At 72.5% G+C, this 25,129-nt stretch carries 20 protein-coding genes; 6 read left to right on the plus strand and 14 right to left on the minus strand.

Annotated features, from left to right (window positions below; translation table 11 throughout):
- Window positions 1–14 precede the first annotated feature (14 nt).
- Entirely contained in the window at window positions 15–998 is a 984-nt protein-coding gene (locus IR212_RS13675) for a 1,4-dihydroxy-2-naphthoate polyprenyltransferase (protein WP_194396426.1), read from the minus strand.
- A gap of 83 nt (window positions 999–1,081) precedes the next feature.
- Between IR212_RS13675 and IR212_RS13680 the strand changes: the two genes are divergently transcribed.
- Entirely contained in the window at window positions 1,082–1,480 is a 399-nt protein-coding gene (locus IR212_RS13680) for a VOC family protein (protein WP_194396427.1), read from the plus strand.
- Between the two features lie 6 nt (window positions 1,481–1,486).
- Here the strand turns inward: IR212_RS13680 and IR212_RS13685 are convergent, their stop codons facing one another.
- Together IR212_RS13685 and IR212_RS13690 are read right to left on the minus strand one after the other, a co-directional pair.
- The gene (locus IR212_RS13685) at window positions 1,487–2,641 is read right to left on the minus strand and encodes an AMP-binding protein (RefSeq protein ID WP_194396428.1); all 1,155 of its coding nucleotides are present in this window, start codon (window positions 2,639–2,641) and stop codon (window positions 1,487–1,489) included.
- Between the two features lie 97 nt (window positions 2,642–2,738).
- On the minus strand, window positions 2,739–3,644 hold the full coding sequence (locus tag IR212_RS13690) for a 1,4-dihydroxy-2-naphthoyl-CoA synthase (protein ID WP_194396429.1): 906 nt from the start codon (window positions 3,642–3,644) through the stop codon (window positions 2,739–2,741).
- A gap of 75 nt (window positions 3,645–3,719) precedes the next feature.
- On the opposite strand from IR212_RS13690, the gene IR212_RS13695 reads away from it, so the two are divergent.
- Together IR212_RS13695 and IR212_RS13700 are read left to right on the plus strand one after the other, a co-directional pair.
- Entirely contained in the window at window positions 3,720–4,268 is a 549-nt protein-coding gene (locus tag IR212_RS13695; protein ID WP_194396430.1) for a hypothetical protein, read from the plus strand.
- Window position 4,269: 1 nt separating this feature from the next.
- Window positions 4,270–7,125 (plus strand): ATP-binding cassette domain-containing protein, encoded by a 2,856-nt coding sequence (locus IR212_RS13700; protein ID WP_194396431.1) that lies wholly within the window; start codon window positions 4,270–4,272, stop codon window positions 7,123–7,125.
- 145 nt (window positions 7,126–7,270) lie between these two features.
- On the opposite strand, the gene metH is transcribed toward IR212_RS13700, so the two are convergent.
- The 4 genes from metH to IR212_RS13720 form a co-directional block, all read right to left on the minus strand.
- Window positions 7,271–10,903, minus strand: coding sequence for a methionine synthase (gene metH, locus IR212_RS13705; RefSeq protein WP_194396432.1), 3,633 nt, complete (start codon window positions 10,901–10,903; stop codon window positions 7,271–7,273).
- Between the two features lie 128 nt (window positions 10,904–11,031).
- The gene (locus IR212_RS17295; RefSeq protein ID WP_337907604.1) at window positions 11,032–11,340 is read right to left on the minus strand and encodes a hypothetical protein; all 309 of its coding nucleotides are present in this window, start codon (window positions 11,338–11,340) and stop codon (window positions 11,032–11,034) included.
- Between the two features lie 298 nt (window positions 11,341–11,638).
- The gene (locus IR212_RS13715; protein WP_194396433.1) at window positions 11,639–12,610 is read right to left on the minus strand and encodes a permease prefix domain 1-containing protein; all 972 of its coding nucleotides are present in this window, start codon (window positions 12,608–12,610) and stop codon (window positions 11,639–11,641) included.
- Window position 12,611: 1 nt separating this feature from the next.
- On the minus strand, window positions 12,612–12,947 hold the full coding sequence (locus tag IR212_RS13720; protein ID WP_194396434.1) for a PadR family transcriptional regulator: 336 nt from the start codon (window positions 12,945–12,947) through the stop codon (window positions 12,612–12,614).
- A gap of 141 nt (window positions 12,948–13,088) precedes the next feature.
- On the opposite strand from IR212_RS13720, the gene IR212_RS13725 reads away from it, so the two are divergent.
- Window positions 13,089–14,120 carry an o-succinylbenzoate synthase gene (locus IR212_RS13725; protein ID WP_194396435.1) on the plus strand — a complete coding sequence of 344 codons (1,032 nt, stop codon included), beginning with the start codon at window positions 13,089–13,091 and terminating at the stop codon, window positions 14,118–14,120.
- 7 nt (window positions 14,121–14,127) lie between these two features.
- Here the strand turns inward: IR212_RS13725 and IR212_RS13730 are convergent, their stop codons facing one another.
- Window positions 14,128–14,778, minus strand: a complete 651-nt coding sequence (locus IR212_RS13730; protein WP_194396436.1) for a TetR/AcrR family transcriptional regulator — start codon at window positions 14,776–14,778, stop codon at window positions 14,128–14,130.
- Window positions 14,779–14,914: 136 nt separating this feature from the next.
- Here IR212_RS13730 and IR212_RS13735 point away from each other — a divergent pair, with 136 nt between their 5' ends.
- Both IR212_RS13735 and IR212_RS13740 read left to right on the plus strand, forming a co-directional pair.
- Window positions 14,915–17,812 carry an MMPL family transporter gene (locus tag IR212_RS13735; RefSeq protein ID WP_194396437.1) on the plus strand — a complete coding sequence of 966 codons (2,898 nt, stop codon included), beginning with the start codon at window positions 14,915–14,917 and terminating at the stop codon, window positions 17,810–17,812.
- Window positions 17,809–19,851: a YhgE/Pip family protein gene (locus IR212_RS13740; RefSeq protein WP_194396438.1), complete on the plus strand. Its 2,043-nt coding sequence runs from the start codon at window positions 17,809–17,811 to the stop codon at window positions 19,849–19,851. The genes IR212_RS13735 and IR212_RS13740 overlap by 4 nt, the downstream gene beginning before the upstream one ends.
- Window positions 19,852–19,867: 16 nt before the next feature.
- Here the strand turns inward: IR212_RS13740 and IR212_RS13745 are convergent, their stop codons facing one another.
- From IR212_RS13745 to IR212_RS13770, 6 genes are all read right to left on the minus strand, one after another.
- Window positions 19,868–20,014, minus strand: a complete 147-nt coding sequence (locus tag IR212_RS13745) for a hypothetical protein (RefSeq protein ID WP_194396439.1) — start codon at window positions 20,012–20,014, stop codon at window positions 19,868–19,870.
- A gap of 110 nt (window positions 20,015–20,124) precedes the next feature.
- A complete protein-coding gene (gene ccsB, locus IR212_RS13750; RefSeq protein WP_194396440.1) occupies window positions 20,125–21,198 on the minus strand; it encodes a c-type cytochrome biogenesis protein CcsB in 1,074 nt (357 codons plus the stop codon).
- A gap of 6 nt (window positions 21,199–21,204) precedes the next feature.
- Window positions 21,205–23,025: a cytochrome c biogenesis protein ResB gene (gene resB / locus IR212_RS13755; RefSeq protein WP_194396441.1), complete on the minus strand. Its 1,821-nt coding sequence runs from the start codon at window positions 23,023–23,025 to the stop codon at window positions 21,205–21,207.
- Window positions 23,006–23,866: a cytochrome c biogenesis CcdA family protein gene (locus IR212_RS13760; RefSeq protein WP_194396442.1), complete on the minus strand. Its 861-nt coding sequence runs from the start codon at window positions 23,864–23,866 to the stop codon at window positions 23,006–23,008. The genes resB and IR212_RS13760 overlap by 20 nt, the downstream gene beginning before the upstream one ends.
- Window positions 23,863–24,492 carry a TlpA family protein disulfide reductase gene (locus IR212_RS13765; RefSeq protein ID WP_194396443.1) on the minus strand — a complete coding sequence of 210 codons (630 nt, stop codon included), beginning with the start codon at window positions 24,490–24,492 and terminating at the stop codon, window positions 23,863–23,865. Before IR212_RS13765 ends, IR212_RS13760 begins: the two co-directional genes overlap by 4 nt.
- Complete coding sequence (locus IR212_RS13770) at window positions 24,489–25,118, minus strand: histidine phosphatase family protein (protein WP_194396444.1); 630 nt, start codon at window positions 25,116–25,118, stop codon at window positions 24,489–24,491. Before IR212_RS13770 ends, IR212_RS13765 begins: the two co-directional genes overlap by 4 nt.
- Between the last annotated feature and the right edge of the window lie 11 nt (window positions 25,119–25,129).

Genomic DNA, 25,129 nt, shown 5'->3' on the forward strand with positions numbered 1-25,129 from the left:
GCCCGTGAGGGCCGTCAGCCGATGAACGCCCACATGAGGAAGGCGCCGTAGGCGATCGAGGTGAGCGAGGTCAGCCCCAGGGCGACGACGAGCTCGCGCGGGAGGCGGTACGTCCACACGATGAGGATCGCGGGAAGCGCCGCCAGCAGCGCGAACAGCGTGAGCCATGCGATCGGGTAGCCGATCCAGGCGAGGAAGGCCGCGATCGCGAACGGCACCAGGAGGAACACCGAGAAGAGCCAGCGCGTCGCGGTGCGCCCGATGAGCACAGTGAGGGTGCGCTTGCCGGCCGCGCGGTCCTGATCGATGTCGCGCAGGTTGTTCGCAAGCAGCACGGCACAGGCGATGAGGCCCGCGCCGACCGCGCCGAACCACGCCTCCTGCGGCAGTGCGAACGCCTGCACCCACGTGGTGCCGAGCGTGGCGACGAGCCCGAAGAAGACGAAGACGAAGACCTCACCCAGTCCGTAGTAGCCGTACGGACGCTTGCCGCCGGTGTAGAACCAGGCGGCGAGGATGCAGACGGCGCCGACCGCGATGAACCACCACTGCTGCGTGCGGATCGTGATCGCCAGGCCCGCCAGCGCGGCGATCGCGAAGAACGCCAGCGCCACGATGAGCACCGTGCGCGGCTTGGCCTTGCGGCTCGCCGTGAGTCGCGCCGGTCCGACACGGTGGTCGTCGGTGCCGCGGATGCCGTCGCTGTAGTCGTTGGCGTAGTTCACCCCGATCTGCAGCGACACCGACACGATGAGGCAGAACAGCGCGATCACCCAGTGGAAGACGTCGGTGACGAGGATCGCGGCGCCCGTGCCGATGAGGATCGGCGTGACGGCGAGGGGCAGTGTGCGCAGCCGCGCGGCGCTGATCCAGTCGGCCGCGGTCGCAGGCTTGACCCGGTCGGGGGCGCGCGACACGTGTGCCTTCTGCGGGTTGCCTCGGGGGGGCTGCTTCTTGCGCGGGGCGGTGCTGCGCTTCTTGCGGGGGGTTCCTGCCACGACTGCTCATCATAGGGCGCCCGCCCCCGCCGGCATCGGTCAACCCCCTCGCACCGGCGCGCCGACGCGCCGAGGATGGCGGCATGCTGAGCATCGGAACCACCGTCCTCACCGTCGAAGACATCCAGCGCGCCGGCGACTTCTGGCGAGGTGCGCTGGGCTATGTGAACCGCAGCGAGCCCAGCGACGACTGGGTCATCCTCGATCCGCCCGGCAAGGAGCACTGGAGCGCGCCGGGAGCGAGCCTGGCACTGTCGGTGACCGGATATCCGCAGCACTATCCCCCGCGCATCCACCTCGATCTCTACGCCGAGGACCAGCGGGCCGAGGTCGAGCGCCTGCTGGGGCTCGGCGCGCGCGAGGTGGACTGGGACCGGTACCCCGAGGACGCCGACTGGATCGTGCTCGAAGACACCGAGGGCAACCGGTTCTGCGTGGTGGACACCGGACCCCGGCGGTCCGACGACCCCGATCGCGCCTGAGCCGCCTCAGTGCAGCGCGAGGACCGCCCGCCGGATGGCTTCGCGGTCGGGCTTGCCGGAAGGCAGCAGGGCCAGCTCGTCGACCAAGACGAGGCGCGACGGGCGCGCGTGCGATCCGACCTCGGCCTGCACGGCGGCGCGGGCCTCGAGAAGCTGCACCGCTTCGCTGCGACGCAGCGCCTCGCCGCGCGGGGCGACCACGACGGATGCCTCGCCCCACCGGTCGTCCGGGACCCCGACGACGACCGCGCCGGCCAGGCCGGGGATGCCCCGGACGATCCGCTCCACCCGGTCGAGCGAGACGTTGATGCCGCCGGACACGATGACGTTGTCCAACCGGCCGCGCACGCGCAGGACGCCGTCCTCGAGCAGTCCGGCATCGCCGGTGCGGTACCACCGTGTGCCGTCGCGGTCACGCAGGAAGACGGCATCCGTCAACGCGTCGGCCCCGAGGTAGCCGTCGGCCAGCGTGGGACCGGACACCTGCACCTCGCCGCGCTCGATGCGCAGGGTGACGCCGCGCAGCGGCACGCCGTCGTAGACGCAGCCGCCGCTGGTCTCGGTGGACCCGTACGTGCGCACGATGCGCGCCCCGGCTGCCTCCGCCCGTTCCAGCGTCGACGCGGGCAGCGCCTGCCCGCCGACGAGGATCGTCTCGAAGGAGCGCAGCGCGGACCGGACCGCCTGGTCGTCGTGCGCCGCGTCCAGCAGCCGGGACAGCTGCGCGGGGACGAGCGATGTGTAGGTCGGGACGCGCTCCCCGCGCTCGGTGGACACCATGGTGAGCGCCGCCGCGGCGAACGCCTGCGGCGTGAACGCTCCGGAGAGGATCGCGGGCTCGCGGTCGGCGACCAGCGACCGCACGAGGACCTGCAGGCCGGCGACGTAGCCGGCCGGCAGCGCCAGGAGCCACGCGCCGTCCCCGATCCGGTCCGCGGTCGCGAGCGCACTGGCCGTGAGAGCGTCGCGGCTGAGCACGACGCTCTTGGGAACGCCGGTCGACCCCGACGTCGTCACGACGACCGCCGTCCCGGGCCGGACCTCTTCGGGGAGTCCGCTCACCAGCCCGAGCCCGAGCGCGGGTCCCGCGCCGTGGAGGGCACCCCGGAGCCCCCGCAGGATCTCGCGGGGGTCGTCGCCGAGGACGGGTTGAAGCTTCATCGGTCTGCAGAACTCCACGGATCGGTGCGCGAAAGGGCCCGCGAGCGCCGCGCGCGGCCTCGGAGTGCGCGAATGCGTGGAGTTCTGCAGGGGGACATCAGAAGTGCCACGGGTACGGCGACCAGTCGGGCTCGCGCTTCTGCAGGAACGCGTCGCGGCCTTCGACCGCCTCATCCGTGCCGTACGCCAGCCGGGTGGCCTCGCCGGCGAAGACCTGCTGGCCGACGAGCCCGTCGTCCACCGCGTTGAATGCGAACTTGAGCATGCGGATGGCGGTCGGCGACTTCGTCAGGATCGTGCGCGCCATCGCGAGCGCCTCGCGCTCGAGCTCGGCATGGGGCACCACCCGGTTGACGGCCCCCATCTCGTACGCGCGCTGCGCGGAGTACTCCTCGGCGAGGAAGAAGACCTCGCGGGCGAACTTCTGGCCGATCTGCCGCGCGAAGTACGCCGAGCCGTACCCGGCGTCGAACGACCCGACGTCGGCGTCGGTCTGCTTGAAGCGCCCGTGCTCGGCGGAGGCGATCGACAGGTCGCACACGACGTGCAGCGAATGCCCGCCACCCGCTGCCCACCCCGGGACCACGGCGATCACGACCTTCGGCATGAAGCGGATCAGCCGCTGCACCTCCAGGATGTGCAGCCGGCCGGCGCGGGCCGGGTCGGTCACGGCGTCGGACTCGGAGTACTTGTAGCCGTCCCGCCCGCGGATGCGCTGATCGCCGCCCGAGCAGAACGCCCACCCGCCGTCCTTCGGACTCGGCCCGTTGCCGGTGAGGAGGACCACGCCGACGCGCGGGTCCTGCCGCGCGAGGTCCAGGGCGCGATAGAGCTCGTCGACCGTGTGCGGGCGGAACGCGTTGCGCACCTCGGGCCGGTGAAATGCGATCCGAGCGATCCGGCCGTCCTTCGAGACGTGTGAGGTGATGTCGGTGTAGCCGCCCTCGGGGGCGCCGGGCGCCGGCATCCACTCGTCATCGTCGAACAGTTCCGAAACGCTCACCCGGCCAGCCTACGGCGGGCTGCAAGCGGGCGTCATCTGCCACCGCAGGCGGGCCCCGGGCCCTAGCCTGGACCGGTGACTTCGACTGTTCGTGCCGCGGCGGCCGCCGCAGCATCCGCCGCTGTGCTGTTCGCCCTCGCCGCCTGCGCGTCGCCCGGTCCCGCGTCGGCCCCGACGCCGGCTGAGACGAAGACCGTGGCGGTGCTGGACGCCGCCTGCGCCGACGACTCCGGCGTCACAGTCGTGGTCGACGCCTCGTCACTGGAGGACGGCGACAGCAAGGAGTGGTGCATCGCGGCGGACGAGACGCTCGCCGCGTCCGACGCCCTGACTCTCGTCGGCGTCGAGACCGAGGGCACCGAGGAGTACGGCGACCAGGTGGTGTGCCGCGTCAACGGCGTGCCCGCGGCCGATGTCGCGATCCCGGCGGAGGACGGCTCGGACTACTTCGAGACCTGCGCGTCCATGCCCGCGGCGTTCGCGTACTGGTCGCTGTGGACGAAGCCGTCGGGCGGCGAGTGGGGGTACGCGCAGGAGGGACTGTCGACTCTGGAGCTCGAGCCGGGCGACTCGCTGCAGCTGCTCTTCACTCTGAACGGCGAGCCGGCCGCGCCGGCACCGTGACATGACGTTCCGGCCCGGTCCCCTGCGGGCGGCGGCGGTCCTCGCCGCCGGGTTCGTGGCGGCCCGGGTCGTGTACCGCATCCTGTTCCACGGGGCCGGCGGCGACGGCTTCACGCTGCTGGCGCTGCCTGAGCTGCGGCTACCGGCGCCGTTCGCGCACGTGGTCATGCTCGGGCCGGTCACCACGGACGGACTGCGGGATGCCGCGGCGAGCGCTCTGCCGATCGCGCTGGCGATCCTGGCGTTCGGCGCGGTGAACGCCGTCGTCGACCTGCACCGGGCGCTCGCGCGGGCGTCCCGCCGGGGTCCGCTCCGCGGCATCGCCCGGGCGCTCGCGATCGCGGCCGCCACCCTCCCCTCCCTCGCGGAGGGAGCCAGGGCGGTCCGGTTCGCGCAGCGACTCCGCGGCGAGCGCGCCGGGGCACGGATGCTGCTCCCCCTGCTCGAGCGCACCCTCGAGCGCGCCGCGGCGGTGGCCGCCGCCCTCGAGCTGCGCGGCTTCGCCGGGCGGGGACTGGCCGGCGACTGCCTCGGACCGGTCGAGGCCGAGGCCGTGGAGGTCGGCTTCGGCGGCTGCACCTCGGGGCGAGGCATCCGTCTCCCTTCCTCCCTCACGCTCGGGGCGGGCACCCTCACGCTCGTCGTCGGCGCGACCGGCTCCGGCAAGTCGACGCTGCTGCGCGCGCTCTCGGGGCTTCATACGCACACGGACGGCGGCTGGATCGCCGGGTCGCTGCGGGTCGTCGGGCATGAGCGGGCCACCGTTCCCCCGCGCGACCTGGCGCAGCGGGTGGGCGTCGTGCTGCAGCATCCGCGTGAGGCGTTCGCCTCCGAGCGCGTGCGCGACGAGATCGGGCTCGCTCTGGAACTGCGGGGTGTGGCACCCGTGATCGTGGCCGCCCGCGTGGCCGAGATCGCGGACCGGGTCGGGGTGACCGGGCTGCTCGACCGCCCGACGCGCGGACTCTCGGCGGGCGAGGCGACATTGGTGGCCATCGCCGCCGCGATCGTCGAGCACCCGATCCTGCTCCTGGTCGACGAGCCGCTCGCCGACCTGGACGCGGACGCTCGGGCGCGTGTCGCCGGGCTGCTCGAAGCGCTCGCGCACGAGGCGGGGATGTGCGTCGTGGTGGCCGAGCACCGCGTCGGCACGCTCGCGGGGATCGCCGACACGGTGCTGAGGATCGACGACGGCGTGATCCGCTGTATGGCGTCGCCCGTGGGCGGCGCGGAGGTTTCGGGTGCGGGGGGTACGCCCCGAGCGCACGCGAGCCGTGCCGAAGCAGGCTCGTCGCAGGGTTGCGTGCTTCGAGCCCGCGGAATCACCGTGCGTCACCGCGACACGGTGGCCGTGGCCGGCGCGGCCGTCGAGCTGCACGCCGGTGAGATCGTCGCGCTGGTCGGACCGAACGGCGCAGGAAAGTCCACCCTGCTCGCCGCGCTCGCGCTGCCCGGCCGCGGAATGGACGTCGAGGCGGCCGGCCGGGTGGCGCTGGTTCCGGATGCCTCGGACGACCTGTTCACATCGGACACCGTGGCGGCCGAGTGCCGACGGGCGGACCGGCGTGCCGCGCGAGGCGCCGCACCCGCCACCGCCGCGCGGTTCGCGGGCTTCCTCGGTCTCGACCCCGAGTCCCCCGGCTTGGCAGCGCGCATGGCGCGGCACCCGCGCGACCTCTCGGCGGGTGAGCGTCGCTGCCTCGCCCTCGCGATCCAGCTCGCGGGCTCGCCACGCGTGCTGATGGTGGATGAGCCCACGCGGGGCCTCGACCTCGCGGCGCGCGAGCTGGTGTGGGCGGCGCTCACCGCGCTCGCCGGGAGCGGCACCGCGGTGCTGGTGGCGTCGCACGAGCCGGAGGTCGCCGCCCGCGCAGACCGTCGGCTGACCATGCGGTCCGGGCTGTTGTCGACTGAGCGTCCGGGGCCCGTGGAGCCGGCCGTCCCGCAGGGCGCGTTCAGGATTCAGTCCAGACGCGCCGCAGCCGTCGCCCGTCCCCTCGATATCCCGCCTGTCGCCGTGGCTGACCCGCCCGCACAGACTGAATCCCGAACACCCCACGCGCGCGGCGCCGGCCTGGGGGCCCTCGCGGCAGCGAACCTCGTCGCGCTCGGGGCGTTCTGCTGGCCCCTCGTCGCCAGCGCCGTGCCCGAGCAGGCGTACGCCGCCGTGCCCGTCGCCGCGCTCGCCCTCATTCCGCTCGCGGCGCTCGTCGTCGTGGCGACCCTCGACGGCACGGTGAGGTCGGCGCACATGCTGGCGCTGCTGGGCACCCTTGCGGCGATCGGCGCCGCGGTGCGGATCGCGGGCACCGGCGTCGGCGGCGTCGAGGCCGTGTTCATCCTGCTGATCCTCGCCGGGCGGGCTTACGGCGCGCGGTTCGGCATGCTGCTCGGCATGGCGACGATCGTCCTGTCGACGCTGATCACCGGCACGTTCGGGCCGTGGACCCCGTTCCAGATGTTCGCGTGCGCATGGGTCGGCGCGATCGCCGGACTCCTGCCGCGACGGATGCCGCGCCCCGGCGAGATCGCGATGCTCGCCGTCTACGGAGTCGTGGCTTCGTACGTGTTCGGCCTGCTGATGAACCTGTGGTTCTGGCCGTTCGCGGTCGGGTTCGGCACCGGCATCTCGTACGACGGCACCGCCCCGCTCGGAGTGAACCTCTCGAGCTTCCTCGTCTACTCTCTGGTGACCTCGACCCTGAGCTGGGACACCCTCCGCGCGATCACCACCGTCATCGGGCTCGTCCTCGTGGGCCGGCCGATCCTCGCCGCGCTCCGCCGCGCCAAGCCGCTCGCGACGCGGCCGCAGACCGTGCCCGCCCCGCGAGAGCCCGCTGCTGCCGCCCTCTCGTGAGGATCACGGGCCGTCCGCCCCGCCCGCCGAGAGCACGACTTCGCCCCGAGCGCACGGGTAACCGACAGCCGGGAGTCGTGCGCTCGACGACACGTCGTACGTTCGGCGCGAGGCGCGGCGCCCGCCCCCGCGCGGCGCTGCGGGCTCAGACCGAGAAGTACTTCGCCTCGGGGTGGTGGAAGACGAAGGCGTCGGTGGACTGCTCGGGGTGCAGCTGCAGCTCCTCGCTGAGCTCGACGCCCATGCGCTCGGGGCGGAGCAGCTCGACGACCTTGCGACGGTCCTCCATCTCTGGGCACGCGGGGTAGCCGAGCGAGAAGCGGGCGCCGCGGTACTCGAGCTTGAACAGGCCCGCCGTCTCGGTCGGGTCCTCGTGCGAGAACCCGAGCTCGGAGCGGATGCGGGCGTGCCAGAACTCCGCGAGCGCCTCGGTCAGCTGCATCACGAGGCCGTTGAGCTCGTAGTAGTCGCGGTACTTGTCCGCGGCGAAGAGCCTCGCGGTGACCGAGTCGATGTTCGCGCCCGCGGTCACGAGCTGCACCGGCAGCACGTCGACCTGGCCCGACTCGCGGGAGCGCACGAAGTCCGCCAGGCACAGGTGGCGGTCGCGACGCTGGCGCGGGAAATGGAAGCGCAGGCGGTCGGCGCCGACCGCACCGCCCGAGCCGCCGTCCGGCGCGAGCAGCCCCGGTACGCCGATCACGCCGGCAGGGTCGTCGCCGTGGTGCAGCACGACGACGTCGTTGCCCTCCGACACCACCGGGAAGTAGCCGTAGGCGACCGACGCGTCGAGCATGCCCTCGGCGAGGATGCGGTCCAGCCAGTAGCGCAGCCGCGGGCGACCCTCGGCCTCGACGAGCTGCTCGTAGCTGAGCCCCTCGGATCCGCGGCCGGGCTTGAGCCCCCACTGCCCCATGAAGGTGGCGCGCTCGTCGAGGAAGGCGGCGTAGTCGTGCAGCGCGAGACCGCGGACGATGCGGGTGCCCCAGAAGGGCGGGGCGGGCACGGGATTGTCGGATGCCACGTCCGAGCGCGCCGGCATCGCCTCGGGTTCGGTGAGCGTGAGCTTCGAACCCGCGGCGTGGCGGCGCTTCTTCAGCGCCGGCAGCCCGACCGCGGCGGGGTCGGCGCCGCGGGCGATCTTCACGAGCGGCTCCATGAGCGCGAGGCCCTCGAACGCGTCGCGGGCGTAGCGCACCTCGCCGTCGAACAGCGAGGCGAGGTCGTCCTCGACGTAGGCGCGGGTGAGGGCGGCGCCGCCGAGGATCACCGGCCACCGGGTGCCGAGGCCCCGCGAGGTGAGCTCCTCGAGGTTCTCCTTCATCACGACCGTCGACTTCACGAGCAGCCCCGACATGCCGATGACGTCGGCGTCGTGCTCCTCGGCGGCGGCGATGATGTCGGCGATCGGCTGCTTGATGCCGAGGTTGACGACGTCGTAGCCGTTGTTGGTGAGGATGATGTCGACGAGGTTCTTGCCGATGTCATGCACGTCGCCGCGGACGGTCGCCAGGACGATGCGGCCCTTGCCCGAGGCATCCGACTTCTCCATGTGCGGTTCGAGCAGGGCCACGGCGGTCTTCATGACCTCGGCGGACTGCAGCACGAACGGCAGCTGCATCTCCCCCGCGCCGAACCGCTCGCCGACGACCTTCATCCCCTCGAGGAGGTGGTCGTTGATGATCTGCAGCGGCGTGAGGCCGCCCTCGCGGGCGAGCTCGAGATCTGCATCGAGGCCCTTTCCCTCCCCGTCGATGATGCGGCGCTCGAGGCGCTCGCCGACCGGCAGCGCCGCGAGCTCGGCGGCGCGCTGGTTGCGCAGCGCGGCGGTGTCGACGCCCGCGAAGAGGTCGAGCATCCGGGCCAGCGGGTCGTACGTGACGTTGCCGTCGGCGTCGTACTCGCGGCGGTCCCACACCAGGTCGAGCGCGACCTGGCGCTGCTCGTCCGAGATCGAGGCGAGCGGCACGATCTTGGCGGCGTCGATGATGCCGGAGGTCAGGCCCGCCTCGACCGCCTCGTGCAGGAACGCCGAGTTCAGCACGCTGCGCGCGGCCGGGTTGAGCCCGAACGAGACGTTCGAGACGCCCAGCGTGGTGTTGATGCCCGGGTACTTCGCGGTGATCCGGCGGATCGCCTCGATCGTCTCGATGGCGTCGCGGCGGGTCTCCTCCTGGCCGGTGGCGATCGGGAAGGTGAGGCAGTCGACGATGATGTCGCTCACCCGCATCCCCCACTCGCCGACGAGCTCGTCGACGAGGCGCGATGCGATCGCGACCTTGCCCTCGGTGGTGCGGGCCTGGCCGTGCTCGTCGATCGTGAGGGCGACGACGGCGGCGCCGTGCTCCTTGACGAGCGGCATGATCCGCCCGAAGCGCGAGGTCGGGCCGTCGCCGTCCTCGTAGTTCACCGAGTTCACGACGGGTCGGCCGCCGATGAGCTCGAGCCCCGCGGCGATGACCGCCGGCTCGGTCGAGTCGACGACGAGCGGCAGCGTCGACGCCGATGCGAAGCGCGAGACGACTTCGCGGATGTCGGCGACGCCGTCGCGGCCCACGTAGTCGATGCAGACGTCGAGCAGGTGCGCGCCGACGCGGATCTGGTCACGGGCGATCTCGACGCAGTCGTCCCAGCGCTCCTCGAGCATCGCCTCGCGGAACGCCTTCGAGCCGTTCGCGTTCGTGCGCTCGCCGATCGCGAGGTACGACGCGTCCTGCTGGAACGGCACGTGCTGGTACAGCGAGGCCACCCCCGGCTCGATCGCCGGGTGACGTTCCCCCGCGCCCCGCAGCGGACGCAGCCGCTCGACGACGGCTGCGAGGTGCTCGGGCGTCGTGCCGCAGCATCCGCCCACCAGTCCCAGCCCGAACTCGCGCATGAACTGCTCGTGCGCCGTGGCGAGCTCGACGGGCGTGAGCGGGTAGTGCGCGCCGTTCGCACCCAGCACGGGCAGCCCGGCGTTGGGCATGCACGCGATCGGCACCGTCGCGTGCTTCGACAGGTGCCGCAGGTGCTCGCTCATCTCGGTCGGGCCCGTGGCGCAGTTGAGGCCGATCGCGTCGACCCCGAGCGGCTCGATGGCGGTGAGCGCGGCGCCGATCTCGGAGCCCATGAGCATGGTGCCGGTCGTCTCGACGGTCACCTCGACGAAGATCGGAAGACGGATGCCGCGGCTGACGATCGCCTGCCGGCAGCCGTTGATCGCCGCCTTGGTCTGAAGGAGATCCTGCGAGGTCTCGACGAGGAACGCGTCCGCGCCGCCGTCGATGAGGCCCTCCGCCTGCAGCGCGAACGTCTGCTTGAGGTTGTCGTAGGTGGTGTGGCCGAGGCTCGGGAGCTTCGTGCCGGGACCCATCGATCCGAGCACCCAGCGCACGCGACCGTCGGCGGACTCGGCGGCCTCGACCCGCTCGCGCGCGATGCGCGCGCCCGCCTCGGCGAGCTCGGCGATGCGGTCGACGATGCCGTAGTCGTCGAGGTTCGACCAGTTCGCGCCGAACGTGTTGGTCTCGACGGCGTCGACGCCGACGGCCAGGTACGCGTCGTGGATCTCGCCCACGACGTCCGGGCGCGACACGTTGAGGATCTCGTTGCAGCCCTCGAGGCCGTTGAAGTCGCCGTCGACCGAGAGGTCGTACTGCTGCAGCATCGTGCCCATGGCGCCGTCGGCGATGACGACGCGGTCGCGCACGGCGTCCAGCAGCTGTTGCGACCGCCCCGGCCGCGGCACGCCCTCGATGTCGAGCGCGTAGCGAGGGGCGGGCGGTGCGGCGGTCACCTCGCGATTTTAGCCGCGGTCCCGTTTCGCATTGCGGTTCGTGACGGATGCCGCTGCCCGGCGCACGCGGCCGGTCCGGCGTCTGCGCGCTCGCCGGGACCGCGCGATCTCGCCGCCGCGAAGCGGGCTCAGGCGTTCTTCGCGTCGCGCCAGCGCAGCCAGCGCCGGACGAGGTCGTAGTCCCAGTCCGGTCCGTGGAAGGCGAGGGTGAACAGGCGCACGCCGGCGTCGTAGAGGTCGTCGGCGTGGTCTTCGCCGCGGTGCCCCAGCTCGTTCGAGATGACCAGGCCGGACGTGTCGCGCTGCTCGCGCTCGGCCCAGCGCTCGATGACGTCGAGCTTGTGGGGCAGCTCGTGCGGACGCACGAAGCTGTGCCAGATGTCGGCGTGCCGGGCGACGAGCCGCAGCGTCTTCTGCTCGCCCTTGCCGCCGATCATCACCGGGATGTCGCGCGTCGGCGCCGGGTTGAGCGTGCGCCAGCGCGCCTCGATGCGCGCGAGGCCCTCGGCGAGGTCGTCCAGAAGAGCACGTCCACGCCCATGTCCTCGAGGTGCCGGACGGCGTCGCGGAAGGAGGAGTAGGGGGCGTGCTGGGGCTGCAACTGCACGCCGAGGCGCACCGGAGCATCGAGGAGGGGCATGGGGAAAGACTAAGGCGGCCTGGGAGGGGTGGTCCTCGTTCGCGGACGGATGCCTCGACCCGGCGTCGCACGCCGGGTCGAGGCATCCGTCACTGTCAGCGCCGCGCCCGCGCCGCCTTGAGGTAGGCGTCGGCGGTGTCCCACGCGGCGATCGCGACGATGCCGAACGCGAAGACCGTCGTGACGACCGTGGTGACGGTGTCGGCGGACTCCGCCGGGATGACGGTGTCGAAGAACACCGGGTTGATCAGCTGCTGCTGCGAGAGCAGCCACAGCGCCCCGCCGGCCACGGTGAGGTTGAGGAAGAGGTTGACCGTCGCCGAGCCGAGGTCCCACCTGCCCTTGGCGTACACCGAGATCGTCAGCAGCGCCTCCAGCAGCATCACGGCGAAGAGCCCGCCGATCCACCACGGCCACAGGCTCGGGGCCAGGAACGAGGTCCACCCGGTTTCGGCGCTGTAGGCGAACCCGACGAAGTGGTCCCAGAGGATCGCGCCGGCGGCGATCGCCAGGAACACCAGGGATGCCACGAGGTCACCGAGACCGGTCCCGCGCTCGCGCGGCTCGGGCAGATCGTCGGGGGTCCAGCTGCTCACCAGCCCCACGTCGGCGCTGTGGGTGGAACGCTCGACGACGAAGAACACGAGCGTGGTCCAGAAGCCGATGTGGACGATCACGCTGAGGACGACGCTGACCACCGACCCGACGATCTCGCCGAATCCCGCACCCGACAGCGTCTGACCGAGCGCCACGCCGAACGCCGCGCAGACCGGGACGATCGCCCACAGCAGCTTCGTCAGGCGCCACCAGGTGAGGAAGTATCGCGGCCCCACCAGCCACAGCGGGCGGTCGGTGTACTGCGCGGCGAGCTTGTCGGGGTCTCCGAGCTCGACGAGCACGGCCCGCTCGGCATCCGCGGGCGGCTCGCCCTGGGCGACGCGCGCTTCCACCTGGTCGTCGATGGAGGCCCGCAGCTCGGCTCCGAGGTCGGCGCGCTGATTCTCGGGCACCGTGCGCAGCGCGGCGTCGACGTAGCGGTCGGTGAGGGTGGCGGGGGTGGTGTGCATGTCAGTTCTCCTCGGGCAGCGCGTCGATCGCGGCGGCGATCGCGTGGAACTCTTCGATGAGGGCCGCCGCCAGCCGGCTGCCGGCGGCGCTGGCGCGATAGAACTTGCGGGGCCGGGCCTCGTCGGTGTTCCACTCGCTCGTGAGATATCCCTGCTTCTCCAGGCGGCGGAGCAGGGGGTACAGCGTGTTGGTGTCGGTGGCGAAGCCGCGTTCCGCCAGCTGCTCGAGCAGGCCGTAGCCGTACCCGGGCTGCTCGAGCAGCCGCAGGCAGGCCAGCACGACCGTGCCGCGTCGCAGCTCCTGAAGGTGGGTCTCGAGGACCTCGGACTCGCTCATGCCCCACACGATACTGTGTAACGCACACCATTGTCAACCACACTTCATCGTCGCCGGCGCGCGCCGCGTCGGCAGGGAGGGGATCTGCGCGTGAGAGGAGGCATCCGCCACCTCCGTCCTCGATTCGGCAGATCTCCTCGGATGGGACGGCGGACGGGGCAGACTGGGCAGGTGAGCACACCCGCGCCCCTCCCCCCGCTGTCCGAGATCCTCGCTGGGGCGCGCGTCGTGGCGCTGCCGCTCGTGACGCGGTTCCGGGGCGTCGACGTGCGGGAGGCCCTGGTGTTCGAGGGCCCCGAGGGGTGGAGCGAGTTCTCGCCCTTCGCCGAGTACGGCGACGAGGAGGCGGCCACGTGGCTGGGCGCAGCCATCGAGGACGCCTGGGTGCCGCGCCCCGCCGCCCGCCGGGATGCCATCGGCGTGAACGCGACGGTGCCGGCCGTGGCCGCGGCATCCGTCCCCGCCGTGCTCGCGCGATTCGACGAGTGCCGCACGGCGAAGGTGAAGGTCGCGGAGCCCGGTCAGCGGCTCGCCGACGACGTGGCGCGGGTGCGCGCGGTCCGCGACGCACTGGGTCCCGAGGGGCGCGTGCGCATCGACGCGAACGGGGCGTGGAACCTCGACGAGGCCGAGCGGGCGCTCCACGCGCTCGCCGAGTTCGACCTCGAGTACGCCGAGCAGCCCTGCGCGTCGGTCGAGGAGCTCGCCGAGCTGCGACGGCGCGTGAAGTACATGGGCATCCCCATCGCCGCCGACGAGAGCGTGCGCAAGGCCGCCGATCCGCTCGCCGTGGCGCGCGCGGGCGCGGCCGATCTGCTGGTCGTCAAGGCGCAGCCGCTCGGCGGCATCCGGCGCGCGCTGGACATCGTCGCCGAAGCGGGGCTTCCGGCCGTCGTGTCGAGCGCCCTCGACACCTCGATCGGCCTCTCGATGGGCGTCGCCCTGGCCGCGGCCCTCCCCGAGCTCGACTACGACTGCGGGCTGGGGACCGCAGCGCTCCTGGCGGCAGACGTCGTCGACCCGCCGCTGATCCCGCACGCCGGCCACCTGAGCGTCGGCCGCGTCGACCCCGACCCGGCGCTGCTGGCCGCGCACGCGGCATCCGCCGACCGCACGCAGTGGTGGCTGGATCGCCTCACCCGCTGCCACGCGGTGCTGGCGGCGGCGGGCTGACGACCGGTCAGGCGGGGTCGACCAGCGCCGTCGCGAGGCGCGCCGTGCGCTCGTTCGTGAGCTGATGCGCCTGCGCGGCGGTGAGGCCGGTCATCACCGCGTACGCGCACGCGTCCTCCCAGGTCTGCATGATGAGCCCGGCGAACTCGGTCGCGGGCAGCCGCAGCCCGAAGCCGTACGACTGCGCGAGGCTCTCGATGAACGAGCCGACGCGTTCGGCCATCCCCTCCTGCCACGCCACGTACGTCGCCGCCAGCCGCGGGTCGCGCATCGCGCGGGTGCGGATCTCGCTGGTGAGCAGGATGCCGTGCTCGCGGTCGAATGCCACGTCCAGCAGCTGGCGCACCAGGGCACCGGCCTCCAGGTCCTGTCCCTGCGACTGCAGCTCGGCGACGCGCGCGGCGACCGCGTCGATCTTCTCGCCGGCGACGCGCTCGGTCAGCGCGAGCATCAGCTCGTCCTTCGTCTCGAAGTTGGAGTAGAACGCGCCGCGGGTGAAGCCGGCCCGTTCGCAGATGACTTCGACGGATGCCGCGTCCAGGCCGAGCTCGGCGAAGACCTCGGCCGCGGCATCCAGCAGCTTCTGACGCGTGGCCTCACGCCGCTTCGAGGTGCCGGGCGAGGTGCCGGGCGCCTCGGCCACACCGGTATCGCTCATCGGTCCTCTCCTCCCCGCCAGTCTCACACGGACTCTTCAGTTTCGGGCGGGCAACCCGTCTTACGATACACTCATGTATCCGATACGGCGCTGTATCGAAAGACTCTCACCTTTCCACCCGTGAACCGGAGGCGCTGTGTCGACTCTTCTCTATGCGCTCGGACGCTGGTCGTACCGTCACCCCTGGCGCGTGCTGGTCTCGTGGGTGCTGCTGCTCGTGCTGGCAGGCGGCGGCGCGCTGGTGTTCGCGAAGGGGACCGACAATTCCTTCTCGATCCCCGGCACGGAGGCGCAGGAGGGCATCCAGCTGCTCGACCGCAGCTTCCCCCAGGCCAGCGGCACCAGCGCCCAGCTCGTCGTGGTCGCCGCCGACGGCGACCGCATCGACGACGGGCCCTACGCGGCGGGCATCGACGGGGCGGTGTCGCAGCTCGAAGACCTCGACGGCGTGATCGCCGTGACCGACCCGTTCAACGAGATGGTCTCGGGCATGGTCGCCGACGACGGCTCGGCCGCCATCATCCGCCTGCAGTTCGACGGCCAGGCCACCGACGTCTCCGACGAGACCAAGTCCGCGCTGGAGGACGTCGCCGAGGACCTGCGCGCCGACCTCCCGGACGGATCGCAGGTCGCCATGGGCGGCGATCTCTTCTCGACGTCGGTTCCGGCGCTGTCGCTCATCGAGGCCGTGGGTGTGCTCATCGCGCTGTTCGTGCTGATCGTGACGTTCCGCTCGTTCGCGGTCGCGTGGTTCCCGCTCGTCTCCGCACTCATCGGCGTGGGCCTTGCCATCGCGCTCATCTTCGTGTCGACGGCGTTCGCGTCGATCTCGTCGACGACCCCGATGCTCGCGATCATGCTGGGCCTCGCGGTCGGCATCGACTACGCCCTCTTCATCGTCGCGCGGCATCAGGACCAGGTGCGCGCCGGCATCGCACCGGAGGAGTCGGCCGCGCGCGCCACCGGCACGGCCGGCTCGGCCGTCGTCTTCGCCGGCGTCACGGTGCTGATCGCCCTGATCGGCCTGGGCTTCGCAGGCATCCCGTTCCTGACGACGATGGGCATCGCGGCCGCCGTCGCCGTCGCGATCGCGGTGGTCGTCGCCGTCACGCTGACGCCCGCTCTCCTGGGCTTCGCCAAGGACCGGGTGGTCGGCTGGGGCCACGGCCGGAAGCGACGCGGGATGCCGCTGGGAACGACTTCGCGCGCGACCCGCGGCGACGCCGCCGCCGCCGACGAGGAGGGGACGCCGGGCGCTGCGGACCCTCAGCAGGAAGCGGACCCCCATGCCGGCCCCGGCAAGAGGCCGAACCGGTGGGTGATGCTGATCACGAGGCATCCGCTCATCACGACGATCGCGGTCGTGGTGACCCTCGGGATCATGGCGATCCCGGCGGCGAGCCTGGCCCTCGCGCTGCCCAACGCCGGCGTGCAGCCCGAGTCCAGTCAGGCGCGGCAGGCGTACGACCTCACGGCCGAGCATTTCGGGCCCGGCGCGAACGGCCCCCTCATCATGACGGGCACGATCGTCACCTCGACCGACCCCCTGGGGCTCATGGCGGACCTCGCCGCCGAGATCGAGCAGGTCCCGGGGGTGAAGGAGGTCGCCCTCGCGACGCCGAACGAGACGGCCGACACCGGCCTGATCCAGATCGTGCCCGAGACGGCGCCCGACGACCCGGCGACCGCCGACCTCGTCCGCGCGCTGCGCGAGCTCGCGCCCGAGCTCGAGGACGAGTACGGCGTCGACCTCCTGGTGACCGGCTTCACCGCCGTCGGCATCGACATCTCGGATCGCCTCGGCGCCGCCCTGCTGCCGTTCGGGGTCTTCGTCGTCGGCCTGTCGCTGGTGCTGCTGATGATCGTGTTCCGCTCCGTGTGGGTGCCGATCAAGGCCGCGCTGGGGTACCTGCTGTCGGTGGCCGCGTCGTTCGGTGTGGTCGCCGCCGTCTTCGAGTGGGGCTGGGGTGCCGATCTGCTGCACGTGACCCGCACCGGCCCGGTGATCAGCTTCATGCCGATCATCCTCATGGGCGTGCTGTTCGGCCTGGCGATGGACTACCAGGTGTTCCTGGTCAGCCGCATGCGCGAGGACTACGTGCATGCGCGCCGCGCACGCGGCCACGCCGCGCGCAGCCGCCGCGACATCGCGGTCGGCGCGGTGCGCTCCGGCTTCACCGCCTCGGCCCGGGTGGTGACCGCGGCGGCCGTCATCATGTTCGCGGTCTTCGCGGCGTTCGTGCCAGAGGGCGACTCCTCCATCAAGCCGATCGCCCTCGGCCTCGCGGTGGGGATCGCCGTCGACGCGTTCCTCGTCCGCATGACGCTCGTGCCCGCGGTGATGACCCTGCTCGGCGACAACGCGTGGTGGATGCCGCGCTGGCTGGAGCGCATCCTCCCCCACTTCGACATCGAAGGGGAGGCGGTCGAGCGCGAGCTCGCCCTCGCGACGTGGCCCGAGGCCGACACGACGGCCGTCGTCGTCGGCGACGGGGTGGGCGTGCGGGCCGACGCCGGCGGCCCTGCCGGCGAGGTCGTGCTCTTCGAGGGCGCGTCGTTCCGGGTGGAGCCCGGCGGCACCCTCATCGCCACCGGCGACCCGCGCGCCGCGCGCGCGTTCGCGCTGACCGTCGGGGGCCGCCTGGCCCCCACCGACGGCCGGCTGCGCGTCGCCGGCCACCTGCTGCCCGAGCGCGCGGCGTGGGTGCGCGCCCACGCAGGTCTCGCCCTCCTCGGCGACGCCGACGACCGCCTGCCCGCGCTGCGGCGCGCCCTCGGCGGGCGGGCGAGCGTCGTCGTGATCGACGGGGTGGACGCCCTCGACGCCGCCGAGCGCGACCAGGCCGCGGCGCTCCTGCGCGACGCGACCGATTCGCTGACGGAATCGGACGCCCGCCTCACCCTCGTCCTGACCTCGCGCACCGAGAGCGCCGCCCTCGCGCTCCTCGCCGACGCGCACCGCCCCGACGTCGCAGCGATCGCCCTGCACGCCGGCAGCACTCAGACCACTCGCTCCGCAGAGGTGACCGCATGACGCTCCCCATCGAACGCGCCCGCTCGCGCCGCCCCATCACGTGGCTGACGCTCATCGGGGTGCTCCTCCTCCCCGTGGTCATCGGCGGTATCCTCGTCGCCGCGCTGTACAACCCGGTCGAGCGCCTCGACAGCCTCAACGCTGCCGTGGTCAACGAGGACGAGCCGGTGACGATCGACGGGCAGCTGGTGCCGCTCGGCCGCCAGCTGACGGCAGGGCTCGTCGAGGGCTCGGACGAGCTCGACAGCAATCTCACCTGGACGATCTCCAACGCCGAAGACGCCGAGGAGGGACTCGCCGACGGCACCTACGCCGCGGTCATCACGATCCCCGAGAACTTCTCCGCCGCGGCCACCTCGACCCAGCCCGGCGAGACCCCCGAGCGGGCGACCATCGAGGTGACGACCCCGCCCGACAGCCTGATCGTGGACGATGCGATCACCGCGCAGGTCGCCTCGGCGGCGGCGACGACGATGGGCACGCAGCTGTCGACCGTCTACCTCGAGAACGTGTTCCTGGGCTTCACGACGCTGGGTGAGCAGCTGGGCACCGCCGCGGACGGCGCGACGCAGCTCGCCGACGGTGCGACGCAGGCGGCCGACGGCGCCGCCGAGCTGCCCGGCGGACTCTCGCAGCTTGCCGAGGGCAACGCACAGCTCGCGGACGGCGCCTCGCAGCTCGCGGGCGGCGCCGGTCAGCTCGCCGGGGGCGCGAGCTCCCTCCAGAGCGGCCTGACGACGATCGCGGGCAAGACGCGCGAAGCCGCGGGGGGCGCGCAGCAGCTGGCCGACGGGGTGACCGGCGGCGCGGCGCAGCTGGAGCAGAGCGGCCTCGTCCCGGACGAGCTGGACGCGGGGGCCGACCTGAGCGCGACGCTCGCCGGCGACACCGAGGCGGCCGCAGCAAAGACGCTCGAGCTGGCAGGCGGGTGCTTCGCGGTCAGCACCGACCCCCAGTTCTGCGTGGATCTCGTCACCCAGGCCACGATCGCACAGCGCACGGCGGCCGGCGCCCAGCAGGCCGCCCAGGGAACCGCCGGCGGGCTGCGGGCGTTCGACACCGCCGCCACGGCGGAGTTCGCGGGGCAGCTGCGCGACATCGGCGCCAACGTCGTCGCGCTGAGCGGCGGGCTCTCGCAGCTCGCCGGTGGAATCGACCAGTCCGCTGCGGGCGCCGGGGAGCTCGCCGGCGGCGCCGCGGGAATCCAGGACGGCGCGAACGGCCTCGCCGGCGGCGCCTCCCAGCTCGCGGACGGTGCCACGCAGGCCACCGACGGCGCCACGAGCCTCGCCGATGGAGTGGCACAGCTCGCCGACGGCACCGGAGAGCTCGCGAACGGCTTGACGACGGCATCCGAGTCCATCCCCACCTACACTGACGACGAGGCGACCGACCTCGCCTCGGTGGTCGCCGACCCGGTCGCAGCCGAAGGCCTGGGGACGTCGCTCTTCGGCGCGTCGGCGGTTCCGCTGCTGGCCACGCTCGCCCTCTGGTTCGGCGGGCTGGGCACCTTCATCGCCCTTCAGGCCGTCTCCCGCCGCGCGCTCACCTCACGGGCCCCGTCGGCCCTTCTCGCCCTGCGCACGTTCGCCCCGGCCGCGGGTCTCGGCGCGCTGCAGGGCCTGCTGGTCGCAGGCGTCGTGCAGCTGGCCGCCTCCTACTCATGGTCGCAGTGGTCGGCGTTCGCGCTCGTGAGCGTGATCGCGGGGATCGCCTTCGCCGCGGTCAACCAGGCGCTCGTGGCGGTGTTCAGCGGCGGCGGCCGGTGGATCTCGGCCCTCGTCGGCGTGTTCGCGATGGCGACCGGCGTGGTCTCGACGGTGCCGGGCGTGCTCTCGAGCGTCGCGGGCCTCCTGCCCACCGCGCCCGCCTACAACGGCATGCTCGCCGCCCTCACGTCGGTGTCCGGCGTCGGCGCCGCCCTCACCGGTCTCGTGATCTGGACGCTGCTGGGGCTCGCCGCGACGATCCTGGTGGTCGCCCGCCGCCGCAGCACGTCGGCCCGGGCGCTCCTGAAGGCGGCGCCGGTCGCCGCCTGATCCCGCAACCGCCGGGCTACTCCTCGGGGCCGGTGCCGTCCGCGGCGCCGGCCTCCGCGTCGGCGGCGTCCTCGCGGACTTCGTCGGTGACCGCGTCGGTCGGGGGCGCCTCGTCGGCGCGGGCGTCGTCGGCGTGACGCTCGTGGGGTGTCGGATCGCTCATGGTTCTCCTCTCGCGTCCGGCCACTGTCGCGGACGCGCGTGGCGTCGCCAACGGGCTTGACACGGCGCCACCGGCGATCCCGCCGGGACCTGCAGCTCAGGGAGGACCCGTCAGCTCAGCCCGGAGTAGGCGTGGAGGCCCTTGAAGAACATGTTCACGATCGTGAAGTTGAAGATCACGGCCGTGAACCCGATGATCGACAGCCACGCCGAGCGCGCTCCGCGCCAGCCGCGCGTCGCACGCGCGTGGATGTAGCCGGCGTACAGCACCCAGATCACGAAGGTCCAGACCTCCTTCGTGTCGAAGCCCCAGTAGCGGCCCCACGCGTCGTTGGCCCAGATCGATCCGGCGATGAGCGTGAAGGTCCAGAAGATGAAGCCGAGGATCGCGAACCGGTACGCCAGCGACTCGAGGGTGTCGGCGCTGGGCAGCGTGCGCAGGAAGCGCGGACCGGTGCGGGGGACGGATGCCTCGGCCGAGGCATCCGTCGTCCGTTCCGCACGCTCGGCCGCGGCGACCTTGCGCTCGCGGCGGCCCTGCATGAGCTGCAGCACCGACAGCCCGAAGGCCAGCGCGAACAGCGCGGTCGCGAGCGACGCGACGAAGACGTGGATGACCAGCCACACCGACTTCAGCGGGTCCATGAGCGGGACGATGTCGGTGTAGAACCAGATCGCCGTGCCGCCCAGCAGCACCACCGTGAGCCCGGTGATGAACGTGCCGAGGAAGCGGAGGTCGTAGCGCAGCAGCACCGCGAGGTACACCGCGACGATGAGGAGGGTGCCGGTGAGGGCGAACTCGTACATGTTCGACCACGGCACGCGACCGGCGGCGATGCCGCGGGTGATGTCTGCGCCGAGGTGGAAGAGGAACCCGAGCACGGTCAGCGACGTGCCGATGCGCGCCCACACCAGGCGCTGACGACGACCGATCGGCGCGTTGAGGGCGGCGTCCGGCCCCTGCTCACGGAGCGGCTGCGCCTCGCCCGTGCGCCCGGCGCCGGCGGCGACCAGTTCGCGCTCGCGCACGCTGCTCGTCGCCGCATTCTTCGTGTCGACGGCCATGGCACCGCGGCGGGCGAGGTCGACGGCGTACGCGATGAATGCCAGCGCGTAGACCGCGATGGCCGTCCAGACCAGGAGCACCGAGACCGAGTCGAGGGTCAGTGGGGAGGCGTCGGGCATGATTCCTCAGTCTACGTCGGGGGCGGATCCGGCTCTCGAATCGCGCACGCTGCGGTTCTCGGGCCCGGAATCCTGCGAAGTGGGCGATGCGGAAGGCGAGGGTTCGCCGAGCGACGCCAGATGCTGCTGGGCGAACTGGGCGACGGCGGCGTCGAGGGCGGGGTCCTCGCCGCGGGCGAGGCCGGCGTACTCCAGCCGGACGGTGTGCCCGTCGGCGGCGGCCCTGACCCACATGCGCCGGCGCGGGACGAACAGCGCCGCAAGCAGGCCTGCGGTCGCGAGCACGGCGAACACCAGCACCCACGTCGCCGACGCATCGCGGTGGATGGACAGCGACACGTAGCGCTTCACCGACTCCTTCAGGTCGGCTGCACCCTCCGGCGACTCGTCGTCGAACGAGATCGTGCCGAGCCCGTCGGGCAGGTCGACCGTCTGGCCGGGCATCAGCTCGAGCGCTTCGGCGCCCGAGTCGCCCCCGGCGAGCTGGGTCATCTCGCTCGGGTCGAGCGTGTACACCGACCGCGGGATGCCGTCGTTGATCCCCAGATCGCCGGAGTACACCCAGAACGTGAGCATCGGGTACTCGAGGTCGCCGTAGACCGAGGTGAACGCGCCGTTTGTGAGCTCCTGCGCGGTCGGGTAGAAGAAGCCGACGAGCCCGACCTGATCACGCAGCCCGTCCGGCACCTTCACGACGCCCTGCGAGGTCATGTTGTCGTCCTGCGGCAGGAACGGCACCGACTCCGAGAACACGACCTCGCCCTCCGGGTCGCGGATCGTGATGGTCGGGGCGTAGCCGTTGCCCATCAGGTACACGCGGTCGCCGGCGATCTCCAGCGGGTGATTCACCCGCACCTCGCCCTGCTGGGCGGCCGCGTCGGGGAACTGGGTCGTCAGTCGCGCGACGAAGTCGCCGGCCTGTCCCGCCCCCTGCTGTCCCGGCGCCACGTACGACAGCGCGAACTCGTCGAGTGTGAGCGCATACGGCTCGAGCGCGTCTTCGTCGACGAACCGCCCCGGGTTGAACGAGGTGTAGTCGAGCATGGTGTTGACCCAGGTGCGACCCTCGATGATCACCGTCTGCCCGGTGTAGGTGAAGCCCCCACCGATGCCGACGGCGAGCAGCACCCCGACCAGCGCGCCGTGGAAGACGAGGTTGCCGGTCTCGCGCAGATAGCCCCGCTCAGCCGACACCGACAGCGTCCCGGCCGAGTCGTACCGCTCGACGCGGTATCCCGCCTTGCGAAGCTGAGCGCGCGCGGCGTCGATCGCGGCCGCGGCGGCGGCTTCGGCATCCGGCGCGTCGCCGAATTCGAGCACCTCCGAGCGGTGCGCGTCGAGCCGCGACAGCCGTGCCGGCGTGCGCGGCGGCTTTGCCCGCATCGCCTTGTAGTGGTGCTTCGTGCGGGGGATGACGCAGCCCACGAGCGAGACGAACAGCAGGATGTAGATGGCCGAGAACCACGGCGACGTGTAGACGTCGAAGAGGCTCAGGTTGTCGAGCACCGGTGCGAGGTCGGGGTTGTCGACGAAGTACTGGCGGACGCCGTTGGGGTCGGCGCTCCGTTGGGGCACGAGCGACCCCGGCACGGCGGCGATCGCCAGCAGCAGCAGCAGCACGAGCGCGGTGCGCATCGACGTGAGCTGCCGCCAGCCCCACCGCAGCCAGCCGGTCACGCCGAGCGCGGGCGAGCCGACCTCGGAGGACGACGGATCGGATGCCGCGCCGTCGGCGTGGTCCGACGGGCGCAGCGGCCCTTCGACCGGCGCGGGGTCCGCGGGGTCGATCGTCGACTCTCCGGCGGCGTCAGAGCGGGGCCGGGACACTCGCGAACACCCCCTGCAGCTGGGCCATGATCGCCGTCCAGACCCCCGTCACCATCAGCAGGCCCAGCACGATGAGCAGTGCGCCGCCGACGAGGTTGACGAGCCGGATGTGACGGCGCACGAACGACACCGACTTCGTCGCCCAGCCGAAGCCGAGGGTGAGCAGGAGGAACGGGATGCCCAAGCCCAGCGAGTACGCCACGCCGAGCAGGGCGGCGCGCGCCGCCGAACCCGAGTCGAAGGCCATCGTGAGGATCACGGCGAGCGTCGGGCCGATGCAGGGCGCCCAGCCGATCCCGAGCGCGACGCCGAGCAGCGGCGCGCCGACGAGCCCGAGGCTGCCGCGCACCTGGGGCCGGGCGATCCGCTGCGCCGCGCCGAACCAGCCGATGAAGACCAGGCCCATGGCGATGATGACGACGCCGAGGATGCGGGTGATGGGGTCCGCGTACTCCACCAGGAACCGGCCGAGCGTGCCGCCCAGCATCGCGATGCTGACGAACACCACGGTGAAGCCGGCGATGAACAGGGCCACGCCGAGCACGAGGCGGCCGCGGCCGGGAGCTGGGTCGGGGTCTGCACCCACGGCCACCGTCTCGCGCGTGAGAGAAGCGGGCGAAGTCCCGGGTTCCGTCGCCGCGGCGACCGATTCGGCCGATTCTGCGCGCGTCTTCGACGGCTCCGCCGCCGGCCGCGGGCTCACCGCTCCGCCGATGAAGCCGAGGTAGCCCGGCACGAGCGGCAGCACGCACGGCGACAGGAACGAGATCGCCCCCGCGAGGATCGCGATGGGGACGGCGACCAGCAGCGACCCGTCGGCCACCAGCGCGCCGAGGTTCACGTCTCCTCCAGCATCTCGCGCACGAGGGTCTCGAGGATCGAGGCGTCCTCGATCTGGCCGACGAGGCGGGCGGCGACGCGGCCGTCCTGGTCGAGCACGAGCGTCACCGGAACGGCGTTGAGCGGCGTCTCCCCCGCGAAGGCGAGCTTGATCGAGCCGTCCTCGACGGCGAGAGCGCTGGGGTACTCGACGCCGTACGTCTCGGCGAAGGCGCGCGAGGCCTCCGCGCCGTCGTAGAGGTTCACGCCCAGGAACGAGACGTCCTGACCCTCGAACGACGCGTCGGCGGCGGCGAGCTCGGGAGCTTCGACGCGGCACGGCGCGCAGCCGGCGTACCAGAAGTTGACGACCAGCACGTCACCGGCGTAGTCGGCGCTGGAGGTCGTGCCGCCGGTGTCGAGCACCGCCTCGAACTGCACGGGGTCGGTGCGCTCCGCGGCCGGGATCTCGACCACGCGGAAGCCGTCCGCCGCGACGAACCCCTTGTTGTCGCCGGAGCGGTACTGCTCGGCCAGCGGGTCCTCCGCGCACGCGGCGAGCCCCGCGATCAGCCCGACGGCCAGGAGAGCGGATGCCGCGGCCCGCCCCCGCCGCGCCCTCGACCGGCGCGTCCCGCGACGGGTCATACCGCCCCCACGTCCACGGCGCCGGCCGTGGATGCCGGCTCGGCATAGGCGGTCTCGGTCCAGGTGCCGTCGACCATCTCGAAGCTGGTCACACTCGACAGCGCGCACCGGCGCGCTCGCGGGTCGTGGCGCAGCGGAAGGCCCGTCACGGCGAGGTGCGTGATCCAGATGGGCAGCTGGTGCGAGACGACGACGACGTCGCCCCCGTCGGCGGCGTCCCACGCATGGGTCATCGCCGCGTTCATGCGGCCGACCACGTCGGCGTACGGCTCCCCCCAGCTGGGCAGCGCGGGCTTGCTGAGGTGCCGCCAGTTCCACGGGTTGACGAGGGCCATCACCATGCGCTTGCCCTCGAAGACGTTCGTCGGCTCGATGACGCGCTCGTCGATGATCGGCTCGAGCCCGAACAGCTCGGTGAACGGCTCGGCCGACTCCTGGGTGCGCTGCAGCGGCGAGCACACCAGCGCCGAGACCGGGCGGTCGAGCGACTGCAGGTATTCGGCCGCCTGCCGCGCCATCCGGCGTCCCGCTTCGCTCAGCCCGAACCCCGGCAGACGCCCGTAGAGCACGCGTCGGGGGTTGTGGACCTCCCCGTGGCGCACGAGGTGGAGGCGGTCGGCGGGCACCGCACCAGTCT

Origin of the sequence: Microbacterium atlanticum (assembly GCF_015277815.1) — a bacterium.
GTDB classification, from domain to species: domain Bacteria; phylum Actinomycetota; class Actinomycetes; order Actinomycetales; family Microbacteriaceae; genus Microbacterium; species Microbacterium atlanticum.

Coding starts and splice junctions, on each gene's coding strand:
- IR212_RS13745 (WP_194396439.1), bottom strand. CDS start 20,014: ATGAGCGATCCGACACCCCACGAGCGTCACGCCGACGACGCCCGCGCC.
- IR212_RS13685 (WP_194396428.1), bottom strand. CDS start 2,641: ATGAAGCTTCAACCCGTCCTCGGCGACGACCCCCGCGAGATCCTGCGG.
- IR212_RS13680 (WP_194396427.1), top strand. CDS start 1,082: ATGCTGAGCATCGGAACCACCGTCCTCACCGTCGAAGACATCCAGCGC.
- IR212_RS17295 (WP_337907604.1), bottom strand. CDS start 11,340: ATGATCGGCGGCAAGGGCGAGCAGAAGACGCTGCGGCTCGTCGCCCGG.
- IR212_RS13740 (WP_194396438.1), top strand. CDS start 17,809: ATGACGCTCCCCATCGAACGCGCCCGCTCGCGCCGCCCCATCACGTGG.
- IR212_RS13725 (WP_194396435.1), top strand. CDS start 13,089: ATGGGACGGCGGACGGGGCAGACTGGGCAGGTGAGCACACCCGCGCCC.
- IR212_RS13700 (WP_194396431.1), top strand. CDS start 4,270: ATGACGTTCCGGCCCGGTCCCCTGCGGGCGGCGGCGGTCCTCGCCGCC.
- ccsB (WP_194396440.1), bottom strand. CDS start 21,198: ATGCCCGACGCCTCCCCACTGACCCTCGACTCGGTCTCGGTGCTCCTG.
- IR212_RS13765 (WP_194396443.1), bottom strand. CDS start 24,492: ATGACCCGTCGCGGGACGCGCCGGTCGAGGGCGCGGCGGGGGCGGGCC.
- IR212_RS13730 (WP_194396436.1), bottom strand. CDS start 14,778: ATGAGCGATACCGGTGTGGCCGAGGCGCCCGGCACCTCGCCCGGCACC.
- IR212_RS13715 (WP_194396433.1), bottom strand. CDS start 12,610: ATGCACACCACCCCCGCCACCCTCACCGACCGCTACGTCGACGCCGCG.
- IR212_RS13720 (WP_194396434.1), bottom strand. CDS start 12,947: ATGAGCGAGTCCGAGGTCCTCGAGACCCACCTTCAGGAGCTGCGACGC.